Source organism: Hymenobacter arcticus, assembly GCF_054779975.1.
The window spans coordinates 22,475-43,423 of the sequence record NZ_BAAGXF010000008.1 but is presented as its reverse complement, the minus strand read 5'-3'; the positions used below and the strand labels follow the sequence as shown (position 1 = coordinate 43,423).

The following is a 20,949-nucleotide window of genomic DNA, read 5'->3' as shown; positions in this document are numbered from 1 at the left end:
TGCTTTCCTCTGTACTCAGCACACTTTATGAATAAACCCTTACGCCACCTCTGCTTTCTACTGTTCCCAGCGCTGATACAAGCCTGCTCACCCGGCACTGCTTACACAAGTGACTCGTCTGGTGCTGGCAGCCCAACTGCTTCCGTTGAGCGCCCTCAAACGGCAGCTGAGCTACGCGCCGAGCTGCTGGCCCAGGAGCAACGCGCACCCGAAGAGTATTTGCAAGTAGAGGCTACCTACCACCGCAATTTCATCAACCAGCTCGTGCTCGAAGGCGACATTGCCAGCTCGGCTACCCTGGCCACCTATAAAGACCCGGTGCTCTCCGTCACGTGGGTATCCAAAACTGATACAGAGCTTGAAACGGTGCAGTATCCCGTGTATGAGGTGGTACGCTCCCAGGGCTCCACGCACTTCAAACTCAAGACCAGTGCGCCGGGCTACGTAGCCAGCGTGCGCGTAGGCATCGCGGGGGCTACGCCAGTCGAGTAACTAAACTAACAGGAAAGCTCTTTATTACTATGATAAAACACCTATTCTTAGCGCTGCTATTTGGCGGTACCCTTTCTGCCCACGCTCAAATGTCGAACCTCGTCAACGGGCTCGGGCTAGCCGGTAGACTCGCCACCCAGCGCAGCACGCCCCAGCAGAAGGCCGCGCTTTTCGTGCTGCCTGCCACTTACCAGGCGCATACGTTTCCGCAGAAGCGCACTCCTACCAAGAAAGTACCCCGCGCCGACCAAGGAGGCACGGAAATAGCGGCCCTTGAGCAGCTACTAGCTGGACGCTTCGCAGCCCTGCAAGCCGACTCTACTATGCTGCTGCTCGATGGGACACAGGAAAAGGAGTTCAGCCGCCTACGCAGCAACCTGGAAGCGTTCAATCCCTTTTGGAACACAGATTCCTATTCTGAGGAGATGAATCTCTATCGCAGTCATGATGCCAATCGGCAGCGCCTAGCCCGACAGGCAGCCAAGTAGCATGCTTGCTTAGCCCTATGCTCGAAAGCCCCGCTCACTACGGGGCTTTTTTCTTGCCTGTAGAGAGTGTGAGGATCGAACTTACGAGCCAGTTGCCCGACTACGGTTTAGCAAACCGTTCCTTTTTCATGCTTAAACTGGTACGCTTTACCTCCGATGGGGCTTGTGCGGGGTAGCAATAGATCAGAGAAAATCATCCGTAATTAGCAGCCTCATCTACCGCTGACTATGCTGACCTATACTGCCTTCGACAGTCTACTGTACAAGTGGAAAACGGACAACTCCCCACGCCTACAATCTTTTGAGCCATTCTACTTAGATCAGTGGCTCAATAACTTGAATTTCTCCAAGCGCGTTCTGCAACAGGAAATACGAGAGAACTTATTGAATCTGGACGATAAGGGCAGGCTTCATTACCTCGAAGAAATGCGAGCTCGGCTCGATGCCGTAGTCGACACAGTCGCTAATCTTCCAACCTTGAAGCCAACTAAGCTACGGCAAGCTCTACAGCGTGGTGTAGCATTTTCATTCGGTGATACTTACAAGCAAGCAATTGATTCTCTAAGCACTCAAAGAGAGGACACCTCCAGCCCACAACGTGATGAAGTAGCAGCGCTACCCTTTCAGAATGAAGCTATTCAGGCTGACTTTGCAGAGGTATACCAGTTTATCACCCAACGATTAGCGACGGTGAAACAAGAGTTACTTAGTAGTGCATCTGGCAGCAAACAACCGTCTAAAAATAAGGTGCAGCCCGCTCTTACCTGGAATGCTGGACCGAAAGATTTACTGGATTTGCTTCTTACGCTTCAGGAGAAGAACCATATCATTATCAACGAGACTGATATTACCAAGCTTAGCCAAGCCGTCACTTCCCTGTTTCAGTTGTCACACACAGATGGACCTCCTGAGTCTGAAGACTGGCAAATCTTCAGGCCCTACCTCGCAACCACTCACTCAGAGCGCAATCCAGATAAGTCAAGAACGGAAACGTATACAAAGCGCGCAAAAAAGTCGCTCTACAAGGGCGTAGAACCCTTTAAAGGGTAGCAAGACGTTCTTGTAACGCCAAGAACGAGGGAATGGAAGAAAACCTTTGTCGAGTCAAACAGACGTCTGTAGTCGACTAAATCTTTTCTCCATTCGTCTGGTAATCGCTTACTGGACACTCACCTACTTACCCATGCGTCAACACCTATCCCAATCTACATGCCTCCAATGCGCTGAACCGCTTATTGGACGCGCCGACAAGAAATTTTGCGACAGTTCGTGTAAAGCAAAACATCACCGGGCTGCCTTACATTCTTCAGCTACTCTCGGTCTACCTTCCCTATCGTTATCGGATACAATGTTAGCCCAAGCATTGGCCACTTACTCTCCTTGGCAAGTACTAAACAACTACTTCCAGGATGGTGAGGGCGCTAATTATTGCGATGATTATACAAAGCGCTACGATCAAGTCTACGAATCTCAGCTACAAGGTGACCCTTTACATGAAGCGTATGCTGCAATCATGCTGCAATTTTTTTGTTGCCAGTTCGACGATATAACGCTGGTGGGCTATGGCAATGCTGTTGAGGAGCTTACGGAAACAGTGAATGCTTACCTACAACATCCAGGTCTACTTACCCCAGGTCACATAGCTCATCACCGGCTGGCTGATTTATACATGTTGTATTCGCTTTTTCAAGCATTGCACAGAGCGTCTCTAGCGTTTCATGCAAAGGGTATCTATCCGCCGCGCAAAGAGTCCGAAATGCCTTGTAACTACGACTATATGTCCGAAAGGCAGCTACAGTATATGTGGGCGAACCTGCTAGGCGTGAGGTAAACGCTTAGCTACGGCTATAAGCGTCTTTGTAAACGCTTGTTATTCTGCTGTCGAAGCGGGGGGCTGCTCGCTTATAACCAGATTGGTGGCCGGGTTTATCTGAAAAAAGTGGCTATGCTAGGGGCTGGGATGTGGGGTGGGCGGAGCGGGAAGTGGTCTGCTTGTTGGGGCAGCCGAGACTCTAGCAGAAGATGGGCGCTGTAGGTTGCCGATGGCCCTGCTGCTTGCCTTAGCGCACTCAGTGCTGGCGTCCCCCCTCGGCCTACTTATCGGCATGGTAATCGTCTGACAGACGCTCATGTTCGGCATCTGTCAACTGTTCTACGGTATCAGGGTCGAGTATATCTTCAAAAGCAGACGGCAGCGAATCAAGGATTTGGCGAACAGAAGGGTCTTTTTCAGCTAAATGCTCAAAAACAGCCATGATTACAGTGCGCGTCTGCTTTTGCTGCTCTACCGCAGCATTGTACCTAGCCCATTCTTCTTCACGCTCTTTTTTATAAGCCTCGCGGTCGAATGTGGGTGGCAGAAATTGGCGCTTTGACCCATCTTCTGGAAAGGCATTCGCAAATGGTTCTACCAATTCGCCTTGCTTGGATGCAAGCATTTCGCCTTTTCCCATCACCAACCATTCCATACGCACTTCCGGGAATGCAGTGAGCATTTTTTGCAGTGCAGCAAATGATGGAGCACTCTGACGAGCACCGACAATCTCTCCTAGACTTTGGTTACTGATGCCAACAGCCTTTGCGAAAGCCGATTTGTTACCCTTGTGGAAGTGTTCCACCATCTGCGCAATACGCTCACTTACAGACCCAATTTCCATATTTCAAAGTTTTATGGGAAAATTATACCGAATTGTTGGTCCATTGTCAAACTATCCCGTACTATTGCATGTCGTTAGACAAACAATTACGTGGAATCTCCCACAAATGTAGAACAATGGAGCCTAAAACCAACATCAGTACCCTACTCGCACCGGGCGATGTAGGAACCATTGCCAAAAAGCTTGGCCTCTCAACATGCGCTGCTAGTGCTGCTATTAAACGGTCACCCAGCGGTACGTGAGGCACTCAAGATTGCTGAGGCTTCAGGTGCATTAGCAGCTGCCCAAACCCTAGCCACTCTCGCCAGCTAGGTAGATCATTCACTTATTATTAACTACTTACCTCCCTCTCATAAGGGCAGGATGGTTCCTTACTGCCCTTTCAAAATGGCTATTATCATTACCCAAGGCGTTGAATACCAACAGCTGCTAGACGACTTGCGCGCCCTCATTCGTCACGAAATGCAGAGTCAGCCAGCCGCTACGTCAGTTCAGCAGCCAGCGAGTGATGACCTGCTGACCATCAAAGAGGCTGCTACCCTACTTGATGTGTGCGTGGCCACCGTGCACGAGTACAAGCGCCGTGGTCTTCTGGTCTACCAAAAGCTCGGTGGGCGCGCCTATATCAAACGCTCCGATGTGCTGGCTGCTGGCACGCAGCACCAGCGGACGGCCAAGCCAGCCCGTACTAGGGGCGGGTAAGACGTCTGCATAAACACCTCATTTATCGGATTTTAAACTTTACTGGCAAGCCCAGTACGGCCACGCCTTTGCCCATTCTTCTCTCCTCATCCTTTCAAAAGTCACTACCAATGAACACAACTAAAATCCAGGCACTTTACCCCTTCTTCTGCGACTGCCTGCGCACCAAAGCGGCCCAGCCCCAGCGCTGCCTGCTGGATATGATGGAGACCAAGCTGATTGCCGACCAGCTACTCGAAGGCCCCCGCCGCTTCTCGGTAGCGGTGCGCGACCAGGCCAACCCCGTGAAGCGCTTTGACCGGCTGGGCATGCTTACGGATGAGTTGCTGTACGAACTCGTTCCGGCCCGTACGTGGGCGTGGGCTGAGAAGCAACTCCCCGCTGACCCAGGCGACGAAATGCGCTGGGCTATTGAGCGCACGGGACTGCTGGTGCGCCTGCACGCCCACACCCCCGTAACCGGGCAGCCCGGGCAACCGGTGCCCGAGGTCGAGCCGTCCGTCTGGCTGCCACGGCAAGCCTCTGCTACCGAGGCGGCTCCCTTGCTGCGTGGCTTGCGGGCCTTCCAAGCCAAGCGTCGCAAACGCGCCCGCCGGTTGCTGGCTCAACTCATAATTTTTCACTGGCAGCAACAGGCTACCCTTGCCGAAGTCAAATCGAATTACAACTAGTTCAAGCTGCTTAGCTATGGTACACGAACCTAAAATGAACGCCAGCTACTGGCTTCGTCAAGCTCGTCTCAATTCAGCAGGTATAGCTCCCCTCTCCCTTCGGGTTTCAATCAATGGTGTACGTACCGAGCTATATCCAGGGGTGACTTGCCCCCCAGCCTACTGGTCGAAAAGCCTACATCAGTTAGTTCTACCTACCGATAAGGCTGATTGGGTACTACCTACCTTTTCAGCCGAGGAAGTGGAGCGCCTGAATGATGAGCTGTATCAGTTCGAGCGTGAGGTTGGCGAGGTTTACAAGCGGTTGCAGCGGCCTGACCCACGCGGGCCAGTAGTTGTATTTACAGCTGCTGAGTTGTTGGCTGAGGTACGCGGACATGATGCAGCCCCCACAACTAAGGCTCAACGGCAGGCGCTTATACTAAAGCGCCCGCTACTCGAAACGGCCCGCTTATTTGTAAATGCGCTTCAGGACGTGCCTCAGGCCAACCGACTGGCTGATGGCACACTCGAAACGTACGAGTGCCGCCTGAACATGCTTAAGCGGTATGTAGAAACGGAATATGCGAAAAGCTTGCCCGCGGCCGATGTGGACGTGCCGTGGTGCCGGCGCTACGAGCGCTGGTTGCTGAGCCCCACTGGCGGTTTGGGGGGGACGGCCATGCGCAAGCATATCAACTTTTTGCAGCTCACACTCGACTACGCCGTAGCGGAGGGCTGGCTGCCAACCAAAATGCTTCACGGCTATAAGTATCAAACACGGATAGACACCCCTCTTGCGCTGTCCCTGCCAGCTGCGGAGGTAGCCAAGCTGGCCGCGGCGCTACCCGACTTGATTCCTTCTGAAAAACAAGCCGTTACGGGGTGGCTTTTTTGCTGCTACACGGGCCTGAGCTGGGTGGACTACCGTCACTTTTGCGCTAGCCCTGGCAGCTACCTATTCACCGAGCGAGCCGGCAGCCAAGGGGAAGTCGCCACCCACTGGCTGCGCATGGTGCGCCAAAAAATGAAGCGCCGCAAGCCGCAGGGTTTCTCAGTCCCTCTTTTCGACGAAGCCGCTGAAATACTGCTGGCCTGGCGCGGCCGGCTACCCCACACCAATGACGTGAACGCCAACAAGCTTTTGCACCGAGTAGAGGCCGAGCTAGAACTCACGCAGTCCCTCACCACGAAGCTGGCCCGCGCTACTTTTTCGCAGCTCAAGCGCGATGAGGGTTACTCTGACGAGACCGTAGCCGCTATGATGGGCCACTCGGTGGCCGTGATGAACAAGCACTATAGCCGGGTATCTGAGCACCGCATCGCGCTGGAGATGAGTCAGCTTAGTGCACCTCCCAGTACGGGCCCGTTGGCTCCACCGAGTACCCCACCCACAGCCGCACAGTTTCCCATCATTGTCGGGCCTGGCTGCGCCATAGTCGCGCAGGTACTGCCTATCGCGCCACGGCTCGCTGCGACGCGTCGGCGGCCGCCCGCCGCTACTCAGTGGCAGCGCCCAGCAGCAGTTACGAGCCGTGACGGGGCTGAAGCTGAGCAAGGCCCCCGCGTGGTACAGATGTGGGCCGCGACCAACGAGGACGGAAGGGAGGTGGCCTGTGGGTAATTTCTCAAAATCCCTGGTGCGCCGCCTCAGTGGCCACCCACCGCGCACAGCCGCCAGCACCGGCCTACCCGCCAATGAAGGGCAAAAAGCCTTGCCCGATGGGCGCAAACTGTGGGTGCAGCGCGTGCACCGGGCCGATTGGCATCGACTGCCCACTGGGGCCCAGCTCATACTCATCCGTACGGCGCGCCAGCACGAGCCCTGGCAGCAGGCCGTCGAGATGGCCACGGTGCTCGATAACCAGCTAAGCCATCCCGCCGCGCCCTGCCTGGCCCTGGTGTGGGGCTGGCTGCCCAAGGGCGAGCCAGACAAGCGGCCCGCCACCATCCTGCGCTTGCAGGAGCTGCGCCTGATCCTGCGCTACGAACTGCGCGCTACCAGCTGCCCCGACGTGGTAGCGGATATTCTTCCTAGCCTGAATTAGTGATGCTCGTTTCTTTCTATCCCCACTCGCTCAAGCCCAAGGCCAGCCAGGCGCTGGAATTAGCTGAGGTGCTGGCCGGCATTCGTGACGGGCGCTGGTCGGCCGAGGTCGAGGCCGTGCGGGCTGCGGCGGCCGACAGCAAGGCATACGCCGCCGCTAAAAAGGTGCTGCCTGGCTTCACGGTGTCCGGCACCTTCGCCCACCGCAAGGCCGAGCACCTCGCTCAGCACTCGGGCTTCCTTTGCTTGGATATCGACGCCAAGGCCAACCCCGGCGCCGACTTGGTAGCGGCCCGCCAGGCAGTCGAGGCCGACTCATATACCTACGCTTGTTTTATGAGTGTAGGCGGGGCCGGCTGGGCAGCTGTAGTGCCGATTCCGCCCAATGACCACAAGAGCAGCTTCCGAGCCCTGGCTGCCTATTACCTGAGCGCCTATGGGCTGGTGGTGGACCCATCCTGCAAGGACGCCAGCCGCCTGCGCTTTATCAGCTACGACCCGGCCCTGTACCTGAATGAGGCTGCCGCTACGTTCGAGGAGACGCTGGCTGAGGCCGCCGGCCAGCCGGCACGCCTGGCGCCCGCGGCAGCCCTGGCGGCGCCCGACCTGCGCTCGGCTGATACCGAGGCGACGCTGATAGCCATTGGCGTCAAGATGATTCGGCAAGCCACCGACGGCGGCAAACATCACGCCGTACGCAACGCGGCCCACACGGTCGGGGGCTACGTAGGCTCAGGATTTGTCGACGCGAGCAAGGCCTACGAGGCCTTGCTCGCCGAGGTGCTGGCTAAAGAGAACGTGGCCGACCTAAAGACAGCGGAAAAAGCCCTGCGCTCGGGCCTCTATGTGACGGGCCCAACCAAGCCGCTACTGCCCGAGTGGCTACAACTCAAAGTGCGGCGCGAGTTGCGCGAGACCGTGCAGGCCTACGGCACTGTGGTAACCCTAGCCCAGGGTATCGCCACTAGGGCCCATGTGCCGCTGGCCGGCGTACAGGCGGCGGTGGAGGCCATTGCCGAAGAGCAAAAGGCATCTGCTACGCTACTCACCTTCTGGCACCTAGTCGACGGTGGCAAACGAGATGCCCCGCCGAAGCTGGTACTCAGCCCCGATATGTATCTGGCGTGGCTAGCCCGCGAGGGCTTCCGCAAGTACCGCACGGGCGAGGCCAGTTACCTTACCGTGCGAGTGACAGCTAATATCGTGCACCGCCAGGACAGCGGGCAAGTGCGTGACTTTGTAAACGCCTACCTGGCCAGCCTACCCTACGAGTTCGATGGCGTGTACCACTTCCAGCTCAAGGACCTGGTACGGGGGCAGGATACGAAGTACTTCGATGCCCGTTTTCTGCAAAACCTGCCGAGCCTCGAACAACCGTTCCTGCGCGACACGCGTGAGCTGGCTTACTTCTTTTTCTCTAACTGCTGGGTACGGATAAGCGCCGACGAGCGCAGGGCGTCACCTTACGACGAGCTACCCGGTCTCATCTGGGCCGAGCAGGTGCGAACCCACGCGCTGGTGCTCATCAGTCAAGATGCTGCTGAGCAGTGTGACTTTCATCCGTTCACGGCCAATGTGAGCGGCAGGGAGCCCGCGCGGCTAGCCCTGTTGCAGAACGCGCTGGGCTACATGCTCCACGGCTACAAGGAAGAGCTCAGCGCGCGCTGCGTCATCTTCCTCGATGAGGTGGCTACCACCGGTAAGCCGGATGGCCGCACCGGCAAGAGCTTGCTCATCAAGGCCGTGGGGGAGCTGGTAAAAGTGATCCTGATTCCTGGCGCCACCTTCCGCTTCGAAGATGCCTTTCGCTTTTCGAGAGTGGACCTTGACACGCGCCTGCTCTACTTCGACGAGTGGGACGGGCGGCGGCTACCGTTCAAGAAGCTCTTCACCGAGATTACGACGGAGCTAGCCGTCAATAAAAAGAACGCGCCGGAGTTCGTTATTCCCTTCGCTGACAGCCCCAAGTTTGCGATGACGACGAACGACGTGATTCTGGGCGACGGCAGCAGTCACGAGGGCCGCAAGCTCGAAATACCACTGGCGCCCCACTACTCGGCTCACCATACCCCCAAAGACGAGTTTGGAGTGGGCTTTTTCAAGGAAGGCTGGGACGTGGCCGAGTACAACCGTTTCTTCAACCTGGCGCTGTTCTGGGTGCAAGGCTTTCTAGCTAGTGGCCGGCAGTTGCAGCAGCTGCCCAGTGCCACGCTGGCGGCCCGTAAGCTGGAGCAGGAGACTAGCCCTGAGTTTATGGAGTTCGCGGCGGAGCTGGCGGCCCATGGCTTAAACGAAACGGAGCCCGAAATATGGGCAGCCGATGCCTTTGGCCGCTACCAAACGGAGACGGGTGACCGGCGCGCCACAGCGCAGCGCTTCAACGGCTGGCTGGTAAAGCTGGGGTTCACAAAGGCGAAGTGCTATGCCCGAGGGCATCGCTACAATCAAATCTATTTTATTAAGCCGAATGGCACTGCCTCCAAGTTTTCAGAATCAAACTTGGAGGCAGCATAATCATCTTAAAATCAAAAGTGTATCTATCATTTTTGGGCCTAAAAAAGCACTTATACTCTTTCAGCCTATGTGTTTTATAAATTTTGTATTTTCTTTATTTATAAGTACGTGTGAAATAAGAAAAATGCAAATCAACATACGTAATTGACTTTGTCCCATTGTAAGCACTGAAAAACCAGCTAAAAAGTGCCATATCGTTTTGGAAACGCACTTTTTATTGCCTCCAAGTTTAGAAATTAAAAGTTGGAGGCAGTCACTTTTTGGCCATTATGCTAAGCACCATGCAGCCCGCTACCACCGGACCAGTGGGTAGCACTGCTTCTACTACCCCAGTGACCGACTGCACCACGGTACAAGCTGAGCTACTTGCTAAAGACAAAGGTGCCCATACTGCCCGCATAGGTGTTCACGGAACCCTTCAGTGTGTAGCCCTGCTGGTAGAGACCGGCAAGCACTTTCTGCAATGCTTCTCCAGCCACTTCCTGATTTTGCTCTCCTCCCTTTGCATGTACTGTTGCGGAGATAAAGGCTGTTCCGATTGTCGGCCCCGTACTGGGAACGGCGTACGAGATTGCCGAGAAGGCGCTGGCCATCACGTCGGCCGCTGCGGGGGCTGCTGCGATAGCAGGTATCCAGCTGGCCGATGGTGGTATAGCTGAGGGGCCATCCCACGCGCAGGGGGGCATTCACCTCTACCGAGCTGGCCGCCCTACCGGCATTGAGATTGAGGGCGGCGAGCCGGTGCTCACCCGCCGGGTTAGTCAGTCACCGTTACTGCTGAGCCTGGCCAGCACGGTCAACCAGCTGGCTGGTGGTCGGCCCTTGGTGCCCAACTTTCCCCAGCCACGCATGGCTATGGGCGGGGTAGCGCAACCACTTATCCTCGACCAGCTGCGGGGCCCAGCTGCGGCACCGATTGATTACGATAAGCTAGTCCGCGCCTTTCAGGGAGTCAACCTATCGGTGAGCGTGCGTGATACTGATGCCGCAGCAGGCCGAAAGAAATTTACAGATAACCTATCTAACGGTTGAGCAATCTAGCCTTCTTATGCTGTATCATCAGATAATCATACCTGCCAGCCAGCACGAAAACACAAATATGAGTGCGCAAATTTAACATGAATACCTACCTGTTATAATTAATTACATTTCGTGCAAGGTCTTTACAGGATAGAAGTGTTTCGTAAAATCTGCCAGTGCTTGCTTTTGAAGATAAGTTAATTCAAGCAGATCGATTGCGCCTAAGTGAATAGCCTTACCAACAATATAGCCAATATCTGCTCTTGTAGCAGAATCAACGTCGTTTCTTGAAATATTCGGAATAAATCTTCTTGATTCTAAGTTAATACGGATAGAATCTATCGTAAAGGCTGAAGCTAGAATTGGAACTTTAAATGCAAAATCCTTTAGTAAAACACCTCTTATGAATAACTCTTCTTTTTTAGAATTAGTTAAATACCTAAAAACGTTTTTGATTGCAGGGCCAAAATCTATGTACATATCATTTTTAATATGCTCGTAGACATTAAGGCTCATCGCAAAGGCCCTTGTTTTACAATGACTAGAATGTCCTATTGAAACTAAATCATCATGACTAAGACCATTGATAATTGTAGTATAATATTCAATGTCTTGGTCACCCATCCCATTTTGATATCTAGCAGTAACAAGCACAGAAATCCAATCTAATTCCCTATCCATTCTCTCTATAACATCGTTTGTATCATCACTTGTAAACTTCAGCCCACTTAAAAAGTCATCTTCATTTCGGTTCGAAACCAACGGAATATTATAGTAAGATATTTTTCCATTTGCAATGTAATCTGACAGCAAAAGCTCGTCAAGGTTTTCTATTTGAATTAAGCCATCTTCTGGCGTATAGAGATGTAGAGTACCCTGAAATGTAATATCATCGAAACTACTTATAAATCCTTGATTACGTTTAATTACAGCAAATCCAGTAGCATTATGAATATACTTACTTAGGTCGATACGTAATAAACCAGCACCGAGTGGCTTATTGTTAATAATATTATTTGAAACACTATCAATTGATTTGTTGAATCTATTAATAATTTCAAGCTCAATCCCATCAGTTAAAAAATGAGCTTTTAAGAACTCAAGAATTTTACTCTCATCGTTCGCAAAAGCCTCTACAAAATGATTATACTCCAAAGAAACTTCTGTTCCTTCAAAGACAACATCTTCGCTTTCAGTAAGTGAAGTCCACTCATTTCCCTGCTCAAGTTCTATAGTATACTTATTTATAGATTGATAATGCCTGGTAATAACCTTTATATTTCGTGACAACATAAAACATGCGAGAAATCCTATGCCAAAATTTCCTATTGGCTTATAATCAAAATCTTTAAGCAAAAAACTATCCGAATTATAATAAGACACTCCTATGTTCAGGAAATGATTTTTTACAATATCTAATGTCATTCCTGTTCCATTATCTTTAATTACTACTTCATTCTTTTCTTTATCAATGACAACTTTAACTTTAGGTCTATACCCATCTGTACCAAACTCAGCTATTGCTAATTCGGCCTCATGTCGTATTCGGCAAGAATCAATAGAATTTTGAATTAATTCTCTCAGCCCTAGTTCTTTACTTCCATAAATATTCTCACCCATTAACAGAGAGCTAATTGCTTTAAAATTAAGGGTCATTTTATAATCTGAAAACGTATACCCTTCAGTTTGTATATTAACTTCTGGATTTACATCATAAATTAGGTTGTACTGAGTTGACATTCCATTTGCAAGAGCAACAACATTCGTCAGTTCCAACTTAACCCATCCTATGTAAGAAAGAAGCTTTCGATGAGTACTAGCATTAGTAGCTTTTCCATGGAAAACCACCTTCTTTAAGTTCGTTTTTTGATCATATTCAATTTTATTATCATTTGATATAATAAAATGCTGTCTCCATTCAGAATCACTGATTCCAACAGGTGCAATCATTTTATACAGATTATATGGAGTGCGGTTACTATCAATATCTAGAATATCAGCAAGCCGCAATATACATGCAATGAATTGAGGATTAAAATAATAACTACCCTTAATCTCATTAGCACGCAAATTTCTTTTCAACCAGTCAACGCCTTGTGTATGACTTTCACAGATTAATGCCAATTCATTGACAAAGTTCAGCGAACTTAAATTTGGAATTCTCAGCTTATCTGACAGATTATTTTTAATATATCTTGAAGATAATGATGCATGAATTCTTCTTACATATTCTTGCAATACTAATTCAGGATCAGAGACTATTTTCTGTAATGACGAAAATTTAGTGTCGCAAAATTTAAAATTGTCAGACTTTATTAATTTTATATCTTCTTCACTTACTGCCATACCCACATCATGCAATAAGGCTGACAGAACAAGTAACGCAATTTCTAATTCACTAAGATTTTCATAATTACCAACAATCTTTGCCATATACTGTATAATTCTGAAGGAATGTCCAGAATTATGGAGCGTGTAATTAGGAAATACATATTGAATTCTAGTATTCAAAAGCTCCTTAATTTCTTCATAAACCTCTCTTATTGTATTAACAAAAGGACTATCCAAATTTTTCAGATGTTTTACCAAATCCAAATCATCAATTTTAACGCTTGCGTCAATAATCATTTTTTAGTGTTTTAATTGTCAGATTTTTATTAACTACAAGTTAGACTATAGCAGGTAATGGTTACACTGCCATCTCAATTCTTGCTAATACCAAGCGAGGGAAAAGCTTGACTGTTGTGGATAAGATTGGGGGGCGATAAGTGACAAGTGTTTCATGCCCTCGAAGGTAGAGAGGTAAAGTTATCTACGGTACCTAAACTGGTGAGGCAATATATCATCTAGTTTGATAACCTCAAAGCCTAACGCGAGCAGTTACAGTCCCGGCAGCGCCCGTTGCAACTGCTGCTGAAAGCTGGCCACGTCAGACCGAAAGTCAGGGTCATCGAGTAGCCCCCTTAGCGGTAGCCAGTGCACTAGGTCCGGGTCGCCAGTAGGCGAGCGCACCTGGAAAGCCAGGAGCATATACTGCCAGCCAGCTCGTTGCCGGCGCACCTGCACAGCAAACCGTAGGGCCACCCCCGCATGCAGGCCGCGCAGATAGCCTTGGTAAAGCTGCGTCGAATCCGCCTGTACTTGCAGTTCAGCCCATGTTGAGCAGGTGCTGGTAAGCCAGGCGCGCAAGTGCTCCGCCTGCGCCAAGCCCGGGGCCCGCGGCTGCGCCGTGGGGCCGCTGAACACCACGGTGCCCGTGGGGTAGTTGATGGGCCAGAAGCTTGCGGTCGGCCGCGTGGGCTCGGCCGTGGGGCGCTGGGCAGCAGCGGGGCCCGCTATGAGCAGGAATAAGAGTAGCCAAGCTTTCACAGAGCCAAGCTACGGACAATAACCATTCGACTCCCAACGGAGCAGCCCCTTGCCATTGACTATAAAAAAAGCCCCCGACCAACCGGCCGGGGGCTTTTCAATTGTCTTAATTGCACTACTTATTTCACCATCAAGCGGAGCGCTTGGGTGCCAGTGCGCACCACATACACACCGCTGGCGATACCTGCTGGCAGCTTCAATTCAGCGGCTCCCGTAGCATCGGCAGTCGTCGTCAAAACGGTGCGGCCTAGGGCATCGATGACCTGAATCCGAGCGCTGGCGCCAGCCCCAATCAGGGTTGTGATAGCGTTAGTCGTCGGATTGGGGAATAGGGCCAGACCAGCAGCGGCGGATGTCAGCGCGACCGTCTGAACGGCCGAGTAGGAGCTGGTACCATCGTGGTCTACGCTACGCAGGCGGTAGTAGAGCAGCGGGGCGCCGGTCGCCTGGGCCTGGGCATCAAGGGCGGTGTACGTGCGGGGCGTGGTGCTACTGCCCGCGGCGGGTACCGATTGCAACGGCGCAAACGTGCGCCCATCAAGCGAGCGCTCCACAACGAAATGGTCACTGTTCACCTCGCTGGCCGTTTGCCAGGCCAGCTGCACGGTGCGGCCACTAGCCTGAGCAGTGAACTTGGTCAGCGTAACGGGCAGCGGAGCTGGAGTGAGCGGGAAGGCCGTAGCCAACTGGATGTCGTCTACCACGAGGGCGGGCGAGCTACCGCCCTGCCGTAGCGCGAGCGTGCCGATATCGGAGGGCGACGTGGTGCCGCTCACGCTCACATCGGGATCGGCCGATAAACGGTAAGCACTGCTGCTTTGGGGGTCGGGATTAACGTAAAGCTCGGTAGTAGTGCCAGTTTCATCAAAGTTGTACTTAACCAGCAAGAGGTACGGCGTATTAAGGGAATAAGTAGCCGTGGTGTAAAAGGCTGCTCCGTTGTCGCTGACGCCGAATTGGATAGCATTACCCGTAGCTGCCTGACGCACGAATACGCGGGGGCGGAAATTGCCGCTGAGCGTAGTGGGACCCAGGTGCAGAAAGTAATCGCCGGCGGTGCTAACGCTGCTTACGGTTACGACGAAGGAGAGGTATACTGCCGTGCGGGGGTAGACAGTGGGAAACTGCCGGCTCACGTCCTCGCCGCTGGTGCGTAGCGCGGCCGCGTTGCCTTTGCCGTCGCTGTAGCCGGGGTAGGTAGGGCCATTGGCCGTGACGGCGATGGCGGCGCTGCCTGCGCCGCTGTGGGCCGTCCAGCCGTTGGCCGTGAGGGCCGTGCCGGCAGCATATTCAAAGTCCTCACGCAATAGCAGCGTGGGCGGCAGCGCCGGGGTGGTGAGGGTCAGCGAGTCGGCCGCGCTCGTCAGGTAATTCTGCGCGTAGGGCGTACCATCCAGGTCCGTATAGTCGTAGACGGCAAACGAATAGGGCGTGTTGGGGCGCAGACCACGCACGGTGACTGTATCCTGGGCGGCGGACAGCACGACGTAGGAAGCGGTGCCTAGCAACTGACCCTGGCCGAAGCTGGGGTTGGCTGCGTAAGCGGTAGCATCGCGCGGCTTCACGGCAACGGGGCCATTGAGGCGAGCCAGCACCAAGTGCTTGACGCCGGGCTGGCCCCCGCTTAGGGTCAGTAGCACACGGGTGGGGCGCTGGTTGCTGGCGGTAATAGTGGAAGGGGTAGCCGGCTCGGCATCAAGGGGCTGAGGCAGCGTAGTGAACGTAAACTGCTCGCCGTAGCTGGTACCCAGGGCATTGGTGGCGTAAGCCCGCACATAGTAGATGCTATCGGGGAGCAGGCCGGTGAGCTGGGCGGTGAAGATGCCCAGGCCGTTGCCGGCCGCTACTGAGCCGCTGCTCAGGGTCGGGTCGGGCTCATAGCCGAAGACCACGCCGCGGGCGGTAACGGGGCTGCCACCATCTTCCAGGACGTTGCCCCCGGCGGTAGCGAAAGTTTTGCCCACGTTGGTGGGGGCCGTGCTGGCCACGACGGCTGGATAAATCGGGGTGGTGCCGGTACCCGCAACTGCCACGTCCTGCTCGGGCAGGCCGCTGGTCGTGAGCGCTACCTGAGCATTATAGGGCTGGGCGGCCAGGGGGGCGAAACGCACATCGATAGTAGTAGCGGGTATATTACCGTTGGCGTCAGGGGTAAGCTGAATGGGGCAGCATGCAAAGGCGGTGGCCCCGGTACGGATTTCAAAGCCGGTGGGGGGGGTGATGATAAGCGGCCCGCTGAGCGTGGTGGCCGACACGGTGAACGACTTGACAGTAGAAGTACTACCCACGGCCAAGCTACCAAAATCGGGCAAGCCGGTAACCGATGGGGTAAAGGCGGCAGCGGCGGAAATAATCGTGAGCTGGACCTGGGTACTGGTACCTTCTACGCTGCCGCAGCTGCTGGTAGCCCGCGCCACCAAGTAGTACGTGCCAGCGCTGGGGAAGTCGCTTCCCTTGGGCTGGTAGGTGGCAGCGGTGGCCCCGCTGACAGCCGTGCCGTAGGGGCCGCCAGCGCTGGTGCCGTAGTACCAGGCGTAGGTGGATGGCACGCTGGCCGTGGCCGTGATAGCGGTACCATTGGTATTAGTGGTGAACGTTTGGGCGGTGGTAGAGCTAAGATTGACCGAGTTGGTAGTAGGGGCCAGCGTGACCGTGAGGTTGGTGCTGTTGTCATTGGCGCTGGCCAGTGTGCCGCTGACGACGCGGATGCGGTAAACTGTACCGCTGGGCGTATTTTTGGGGATACTGGCTGCGATGGGTGAACTGGTGCCCGAGCCGATGAGATTTTGGGTTAGGTCGGTGGGGAAAAAGCCACTGGCGTCAGAGAGCTGGGCGGCGAAGGTGCTGCCGTCAGCCACATTACTACTGCTAAAGGCCACGTTGAAGGTAGCGCTACCGGCGATGCTGGTAATGCAGTAGGGGCTGGAATAGGCGCCGCTCGTAGTGCTAACGGCCGCGGTCGGTGTGGGTGTGGTACCGCCACCCGCCGTAACGACCACGTTATCGAGACTGACCTTCGGCCGGCTGCCGGCGGTACCATTGTTCGACGTTATCACGAAGAAGCGAACTTTAGCCGATGGATTATTCGTGAAAGCGGCGGGCAGCGCAATATTGGTCAGGGAGCCCGAAGCAGCCACATTGTTGGTGATAACTACGCTGGAGCCGGGCAGGTCTACGAAGCTGCCACTGGTGCCCGTATTGGTTTGCAGCTTGAAAGTAGACTGGCGGTCGCCGGTTGAGTTATTTACCTCGGCATAGTCTAAGCTAATCGTCCCAGCAGTGCTGTTGGAAAAGTCAAGGTACAGGTCAAAGGCCGAGGCATTCTGCCCACCGGTCGCGCCGGTCGCGAGCAGCACAATGGCAGCATTCCCTTTTTGAACGCCACCCGCGGTATTGGTAACAAATACGGTATTTGTAGTCGGCAGCGTGGGGTTTGGCGAGGCTACGCCGAAGCGGTTAGCCCCGATGCCACTAGCAAAGTTGTTGGTCCAGCCGCTGATGTTCTCGAAGCTCTCGGTGTAGGTGCCACTGGCCAGCGGATAAGGCGTCTGACCCCAGCTTTGGTACGCATTAAGAAGAAGCAAGCAGACAAGCAAAGCCGGCCACTGCCCAAGCTTCCAAGCAATTTTATAAATAGTTATCATGTAGACTAGTACTGAGAAGCTTGAACTAATTAACTGGGCCATTATCTACCTTGGCCTCCACAATGGACTGCACACTCACAGGCAAGGCGGAAAGCAGGTCATAGCCGGTGGCGGTTTCGATAGCATCGACGCTGGTGCGGAAGGTGCCCCAGTCGGGGCTCAGGCTGTTTTCGTTGGGCATATCGACGGCGATAATGCGCGTGTTGGCGTCCACGCGGGCCACATCGTTGTCGCCGACGAGCAGGAGCACGACGACCTTCCAGGTACGCTTGGGCACTTGGATGCGGCCTTGGTCGATAGTTTCGTAATAGCCGCTGGAACCGGTACCGCCCTTGCCGTAACTGCCGCAGATGACATATGCCTCGTAATTGGGTAGAAAGGTGCGGGTATAGTTTTCCAGCGCCGCCCAGGTTCGCTGGTTGTTGTTGGGAGCCTGGGGCATCATGTTGGACATGAAGAAGGTGGCCGAGTTATCCGCTTTCGAATTGGTACGGTCAGCGCTGGGGCAGTTGTGGCCCCGGTCGAAGCCGGTACCGGAGTAACTGGTAGACTGCACCTGATAGAAGCCAACGGGTAGACTGGGGTCGTTCCGGAAGTCATCCTGGCGGTCAGCGCTGCCGCGGTTACTGGCGTCGAGGTGCCAACTGACCCAGTTGGGCTTGCCCTGGGAGTTGTTGTAGCCGACTACGTACTGCGATTTAGTCAGCAGGTAGTTATCGGGGAAATCGGTGTCGGGCGTGGCCCCGCTGGGATTGCCGAAGGCCAGGTTATCGTTGTCGGGGTAGGCGGGCACCTGCCCATAGGCCGTTACGGTGAAGTCGTCGAGGTTGAGGCGGGCGCTGCCGCCGCTGACCTTGCGAATCTCAAACTTGACGTTGCCGGGAATGGCAACGGTGAAAGCAGCCGTTTGCAGCGTAGTCGTGGTGCTGAAGACGGTGCGGCCCACCTTCGACCAGTTGTTGCAGCCGCAGCTCTGCGCCTGCGCCCACAGCTCCCAGCCGCTACTGGCGTCGGTGCCATAGGCGGCATGCCGGATAGTGACAACTTGCGAGCCGCCCGGCAGGTAGAAATTCATGGTCAGCTTGCCGTTGTTCTCGACGCGGGCAGCCTGGGCCCCGGCCTTGTGGTCGTTGGCATCAGTACCGAGCAGTGCATCAGTAAAGGTCCAGTCACCGGTGCTGAGCGCAACGGTGCCGGTGGCGTAGTCAGGCTTGGTACCCGACTCGAAAGCTTCTTGCGTGGGCGCTACCGTTTGCGCGGCAACCAGTCCAGCCTGTAAGGCGAGTAAGGGCAGAAGCAACAGCGCACAGTAGTGGCGTAAAGTATTCTTCATGAAAGCGTAAAAACGTGGAAAATGCTAGCGAAAATCAGTGCCGGTTTATAAGCACTATACAAAGAACGCTTAGGACTGTCCAAGTCCGCCTTACATGCTAAATAATTGATTGATTGCTATTTATAACGAATAACCTCAAAGAATGAATCTGCAATGGCAATAGTATTATCAGTGTGTTATGAATTGAATTGCTCCTGAACCCGCATAGTGTGGGTAATACTTTGCCTTTCAATATCTTGAGGTTATCCAAGAAACATTTGCACCTTAAGCATAAAACAAACTACTCTACTTGTGCCTTCGATAAAACAGTTTAGCAGTCTACCATTTTTTAATTACTCTTCCTTGACTTCCCTCCTACTCTACCCCTGTCGTGTTGACATATTGGTTAGTTTCGAGAAGTGCCGCTCAGTAGAATAGGCCCTACATTTGGCCTCTCTGCTGTAAAACAGTAGGGTAAATATTCGAAAATAAAAAACCCTGTCGAGCATCGATGGGGCTTTTTCGGCCGCAGCCTCTCTATTGCCGCTGCCTTAGTATCACTTCTTGCAGGGCCGGCGGCCCATCCCCTCCGCCTCAGGCACCGTCACTGCGCTCACGCCATGCGTGCAGCGATTAAGGCCCGCGCAGTTGTCGATGCGATGATAGGCGTAAGCAGAGCCTCCCCCACACACGTAGACGGTAGGCGCCGTCGTCGGACGGGTAGCAGGGTAGTGCGTAGCATGGTGCCGTGGGTAGGTGGTCTGCGCTGGAGACAACAGTGGCACAGCCAGTAAAACAGCTAGTAGCCATTGTTTCATAGGACCGAATATACCATTTCGTCGCGCTTGGGTAGCTACACCGTTCTTTGCAGGGATGTGTTACTTTTTTCGCCTGGTACCTCTGCTAACCTTGTTGCTTCTGCTGGCTCGGTCCGGTCACGCCCAAGCCGTCCAGTCAGCGGCCGTCGTGCACCTGCCCTTTGACTTAGTAGGGGGACTAGTTGTGGTGCGCAACCTCACAATAAACGGCCAGCAGGGAGACTTCGTGCTCGACACGGGCTGCGCGTACGGCCTAGTGGTGGAGCAAGCAGCTTTTGCCGGCCACTTACACCCCTCTCCTACCCGCGGGCTAGGTGCTACGGGCTCGGTGGCCCAACAGCAACTCGCTGTAACGGGTTTTCAATTCGGGGCCGCCCACTACACGGGATTCACCGCGGTGGCAATCTCACTGGCCGCTATCCGGCCTACCGTAGGGCCGAAGCTACTCGGGCTGCTAGGCTATGAACTATTGCGGGCATATGAAGTTGTCGTAGACTACCCCCATAAGCGCCTGAGTTGCTACCCGCTACATCCAGCCCGACGTATTCCATTTGAGCGACGGGATTCATTAGCGTTTACTATGGTGCTAGGCAAACCGATAGCCAAAGGGTACATAGGCAAGACTCCAGTCCAGCTGTTACTCGACACGGGCGCGATGAGCAACAATCTGGATACAAAGTTCAGCCAAGCACTGGCCCCGGCGGTGCGCCCTCGAGTGCTGGGCCCTGACCGCGTGATTGGCTCCAGTAGCCAGCAGGCTGCGCAGCGGGCTATCTTGTCAGAGCTGCAGTTGCCGCCCACCGCCTGGCAGGGATTACCCATGGTGCTGGCACCCTTCGCCCAGCCCAGCAATGGCCGCGTACTGCCCTACCAGGGCATCCTTGGCTTCCCATTTCTAAGTCAGGACGGCATCGTAAGCTTTCACTACGGTCGCCGGCAATTCTACTCTTTAGCACCAAAGAGCCGATGACCTTCTACGCCTTCCGCCTGCTCTCGCCGGTCGTACAACTCCACTGGGTGCTCCAGCACGGCACTTTCCTAGCTAACCGCTGGGAAGCTGATGATGACGGGGTCAATCTCTACCACTGCGCTGATGAATGCCGTGGCTTTTTTGTCGAGGTCGGAGTGGACTATGGCCAAGAGCAGCCGATAGTGCTGCGCAGCTTCGTGAGTAGCGTGCCGTTGGAGGATTACAGCTACTGGATTGAGTTACCGGAGGGGTGGGCATGAAAAAGG

Annotated in this window: 17 protein-coding genes and 1 tRNA gene; 11 read left to right on the top strand and 7 right to left on the bottom strand. The window is 54.0% G+C overall.

The genetic code is table 11. The features are described 5' to 3' along the window. The first annotated feature begins 27 nt into the window (after window positions 1-27). Both ACYVGC_RS14470 and ACYVGC_RS14465 read left to right on the top strand, forming a co-directional pair. Complete coding sequence (locus tag ACYVGC_RS14470; RefSeq protein ID WP_460584552.1) at window positions 28-492, top strand: hypothetical protein; 465 nt, start codon at window positions 28-30, stop codon at window positions 490-492. A 29-nt stretch (window positions 493-521) separates the two neighbouring features. Further along, the gene (locus tag ACYVGC_RS14465) at window positions 522-980 is read left to right on the top strand and encodes a hypothetical protein (protein ID WP_460584551.1); all 459 of its coding nucleotides are present in this window, start codon (window positions 522-524) and stop codon (window positions 978-980) included. A gap of 60 nt (window positions 981-1,040) precedes the next feature. On the opposite strand, the gene ACYVGC_RS14460 is transcribed toward ACYVGC_RS14465, so the two are convergent. Next, window positions 1,041-1,129: transfer RNA gene (locus ACYVGC_RS14460), tRNA-Ser, on the bottom strand. Between the two features lie 79 nt (window positions 1,130-1,208). Between ACYVGC_RS14460 and ACYVGC_RS14455 the strand changes: the two genes are divergently transcribed. Both ACYVGC_RS14455 and ACYVGC_RS14450 read left to right on the top strand, forming a co-directional pair. After that, a complete protein-coding gene (locus tag ACYVGC_RS14455) occupies window positions 1,209-2,030 on the top strand; it encodes a hypothetical protein (RefSeq protein WP_460584550.1) in 822 nt (273 codons plus the stop codon). A 298-nt stretch (window positions 2,031-2,328) separates the two neighbouring features. After that, a complete protein-coding gene (locus tag ACYVGC_RS14450; RefSeq protein ID WP_460584549.1) occupies window positions 2,329-2,811 on the top strand; it encodes a hypothetical protein in 483 nt (160 codons plus the stop codon). A gap of 262 nt (window positions 2,812-3,073) precedes the next feature. On the opposite strand, the gene ACYVGC_RS14445 is transcribed toward ACYVGC_RS14450, so the two are convergent. Continuing rightward, a complete protein-coding gene (locus tag ACYVGC_RS14445) occupies window positions 3,074-3,637 on the bottom strand; it encodes a hypothetical protein (protein WP_460584548.1) in 564 nt (187 codons plus the stop codon). A gap of 387 nt (window positions 3,638-4,024) precedes the next feature. On the opposite strand from ACYVGC_RS14445, the gene ACYVGC_RS14440 reads away from it, so the two are divergent. Beyond that, the gene (locus ACYVGC_RS14440) at window positions 4,025-4,339 is read left to right on the top strand and encodes a helix-turn-helix domain-containing protein (protein WP_460584547.1); all 315 of its coding nucleotides are present in this window, start codon (window positions 4,025-4,027) and stop codon (window positions 4,337-4,339) included. A gap of 110 nt (window positions 4,340-4,449) precedes the next feature. Further along, on the top strand, window positions 4,450-5,010 hold the full coding sequence (locus tag ACYVGC_RS14435; RefSeq protein WP_460584546.1) for a hypothetical protein: 561 nt from the start codon (window positions 4,450-4,452) through the stop codon (window positions 5,008-5,010). A 229-nt stretch (window positions 5,011-5,239) separates the two neighbouring features. On the opposite strand, the gene ACYVGC_RS14430 is transcribed toward ACYVGC_RS14435, so the two are convergent. Further along, window positions 5,240-5,389 (bottom strand): hypothetical protein, encoded by a 150-nt coding sequence (locus ACYVGC_RS14430; RefSeq protein ID WP_460584545.1) that lies wholly within the window; start codon window positions 5,387-5,389, stop codon window positions 5,240-5,242. 96 nt (window positions 5,390-5,485) lie between these two features. Between ACYVGC_RS14430 and ACYVGC_RS14425 the strand changes: the two genes are divergently transcribed. The 3 genes from ACYVGC_RS14425 to ACYVGC_RS14415 are packed head-to-tail and all read left to right on the top strand — an operon-like array spanning window position 5,486 to window position 9,550. Further along, complete coding sequence (locus tag ACYVGC_RS14425) at window positions 5,486-6,613, top strand: phage integrase SAM-like domain-containing protein (protein ID WP_460584544.1); 1,128 nt, start codon at window positions 5,486-5,488, stop codon at window positions 6,611-6,613. 16 nt (window positions 6,614-6,629) lie between these two features. Next, on the top strand, window positions 6,630-7,037 hold the full coding sequence (locus tag ACYVGC_RS14420) for a hypothetical protein (protein ID WP_460584543.1): 408 nt from the start codon (window positions 6,630-6,632) through the stop codon (window positions 7,035-7,037). Between the two features lie 2 nt (window positions 7,038-7,039). Continuing rightward, entirely contained in the window at window positions 7,040-9,550 is a 2,511-nt protein-coding gene (locus tag ACYVGC_RS14415) for a BT4734/BF3469 family protein (RefSeq protein ID WP_460584542.1), read from the top strand. A 1,143-nt stretch (window positions 9,551-10,693) separates the two neighbouring features. On the opposite strand, the gene ACYVGC_RS14410 is transcribed toward ACYVGC_RS14415, so the two are convergent. From ACYVGC_RS14410 to ACYVGC_RS14395, 4 genes are all read right to left on the bottom strand, one after another. Then, window positions 10,694-13,198 carry an HD domain-containing protein gene (locus ACYVGC_RS14410; protein ID WP_460584541.1) on the bottom strand — a complete coding sequence of 835 codons (2,505 nt, stop codon included), beginning with the start codon at window positions 13,196-13,198 and terminating at the stop codon, window positions 10,694-10,696. Between the two features lie 252 nt (window positions 13,199-13,450). Then, the gene (locus ACYVGC_RS14405; protein WP_460584540.1) at window positions 13,451-13,939 is read right to left on the bottom strand and encodes a hypothetical protein; all 489 of its coding nucleotides are present in this window, start codon (window positions 13,937-13,939) and stop codon (window positions 13,451-13,453) included. A gap of 119 nt (window positions 13,940-14,058) precedes the next feature. Beyond that, complete coding sequence (locus ACYVGC_RS14400; protein WP_460584539.1) at window positions 14,059-17,523, bottom strand: T9SS type A sorting domain-containing protein; 3,465 nt, start codon at window positions 17,521-17,523, stop codon at window positions 14,059-14,061. 85 nt (window positions 17,524-17,608) lie between these two features. Then, entirely contained in the window at window positions 17,609-18,916 is a 1,308-nt protein-coding gene (locus ACYVGC_RS14395; RefSeq protein WP_460584538.1) for a DNA/RNA non-specific endonuclease, read from the bottom strand. Window positions 18,917-19,768: 852 nt separating this feature from the next. Between ACYVGC_RS14395 and ACYVGC_RS14390 the strand changes: the two genes are divergently transcribed. Beyond that, window positions 19,769-20,683: a retropepsin-like aspartic protease gene (locus ACYVGC_RS14390; RefSeq protein ID WP_460584537.1), complete on the top strand. Its 915-nt coding sequence runs from the start codon at window positions 19,769-19,771 to the stop codon at window positions 20,681-20,683. Then, window positions 20,680-20,943 carry a hypothetical protein gene (locus ACYVGC_RS14385; protein ID WP_460584536.1) on the top strand — a complete coding sequence of 88 codons (264 nt, stop codon included), beginning with the start codon at window positions 20,680-20,682 and terminating at the stop codon, window positions 20,941-20,943. Before ACYVGC_RS14390 ends, ACYVGC_RS14385 begins: the two co-directional genes overlap by 4 nt. The last annotated feature ends 6 nt before the right edge of the window (window positions 20,944-20,949 follow it).

Excerpts from the sequence above, each read along its gene's own strand:
- ACYVGC_RS14470 (WP_460584552.1), top strand. The coding sequence starts at position 28 with ATGAATAAACCCTTACGCCACCTCTGCTTTCTACTGTTCCCAGCGCTG.
- ACYVGC_RS14465 (WP_460584551.1), top strand. The coding sequence starts at position 522 with ATGATAAAACACCTATTCTTAGCGCTGCTATTTGGCGGTACCCTTTCT.
- ACYVGC_RS14455 (WP_460584550.1), top strand. The coding sequence starts at position 1,209 with ATGCTGACCTATACTGCCTTCGACAGTCTACTGTACAAGTGGAAAACG.
- ACYVGC_RS14450 (WP_460584549.1), top strand. The coding sequence starts at position 2,329 with ATGTTAGCCCAAGCATTGGCCACTTACTCTCCTTGGCAAGTACTAAAC.
- ACYVGC_RS14445 (WP_460584548.1), bottom strand. The coding sequence starts at position 3,637 with ATGGAAATTGGGTCTGTAAGTGAGCGTATTGCGCAGATGGTGGAACAC.
- ACYVGC_RS14440 (WP_460584547.1), top strand. The coding sequence starts at position 4,025 with ATGGCTATTATCATTACCCAAGGCGTTGAATACCAACAGCTGCTAGAC.
- ACYVGC_RS14435 (WP_460584546.1), top strand. The coding sequence starts at position 4,450 with ATGAACACAACTAAAATCCAGGCACTTTACCCCTTCTTCTGCGACTGC.
- ACYVGC_RS14430 (WP_460584545.1), bottom strand. The coding sequence starts at position 5,389 with ATGTCCGCGTACCTCAGCCAACAACTCAGCAGCTGTAAATACAACTAC.
- ACYVGC_RS14415 (WP_460584542.1), top strand. The coding sequence starts at position 7,040 with ATGCTCGTTTCTTTCTATCCCCACTCGCTCAAGCCCAAGGCCAGCCAG.
- ACYVGC_RS14410 (WP_460584541.1), bottom strand. The coding sequence starts at position 13,198 with ATGATTATTGACGCAAGCGTTAAAATTGATGATTTGGATTTGGTAAAA.
- ACYVGC_RS14395 (WP_460584538.1), bottom strand. The coding sequence starts at position 18,916 with ATGAAGAATACTTTACGCCACTACTGTGCGCTGTTGCTTCTGCCCTTA.
- ACYVGC_RS14390 (WP_460584537.1), top strand. The coding sequence starts at position 19,769 with ATGTGTTACTTTTTTCGCCTGGTACCTCTGCTAACCTTGTTGCTTCTG.
- ACYVGC_RS14385 (WP_460584536.1), top strand. The coding sequence starts at position 20,680 with ATGACCTTCTACGCCTTCCGCCTGCTCTCGCCGGTCGTACAACTCCAC.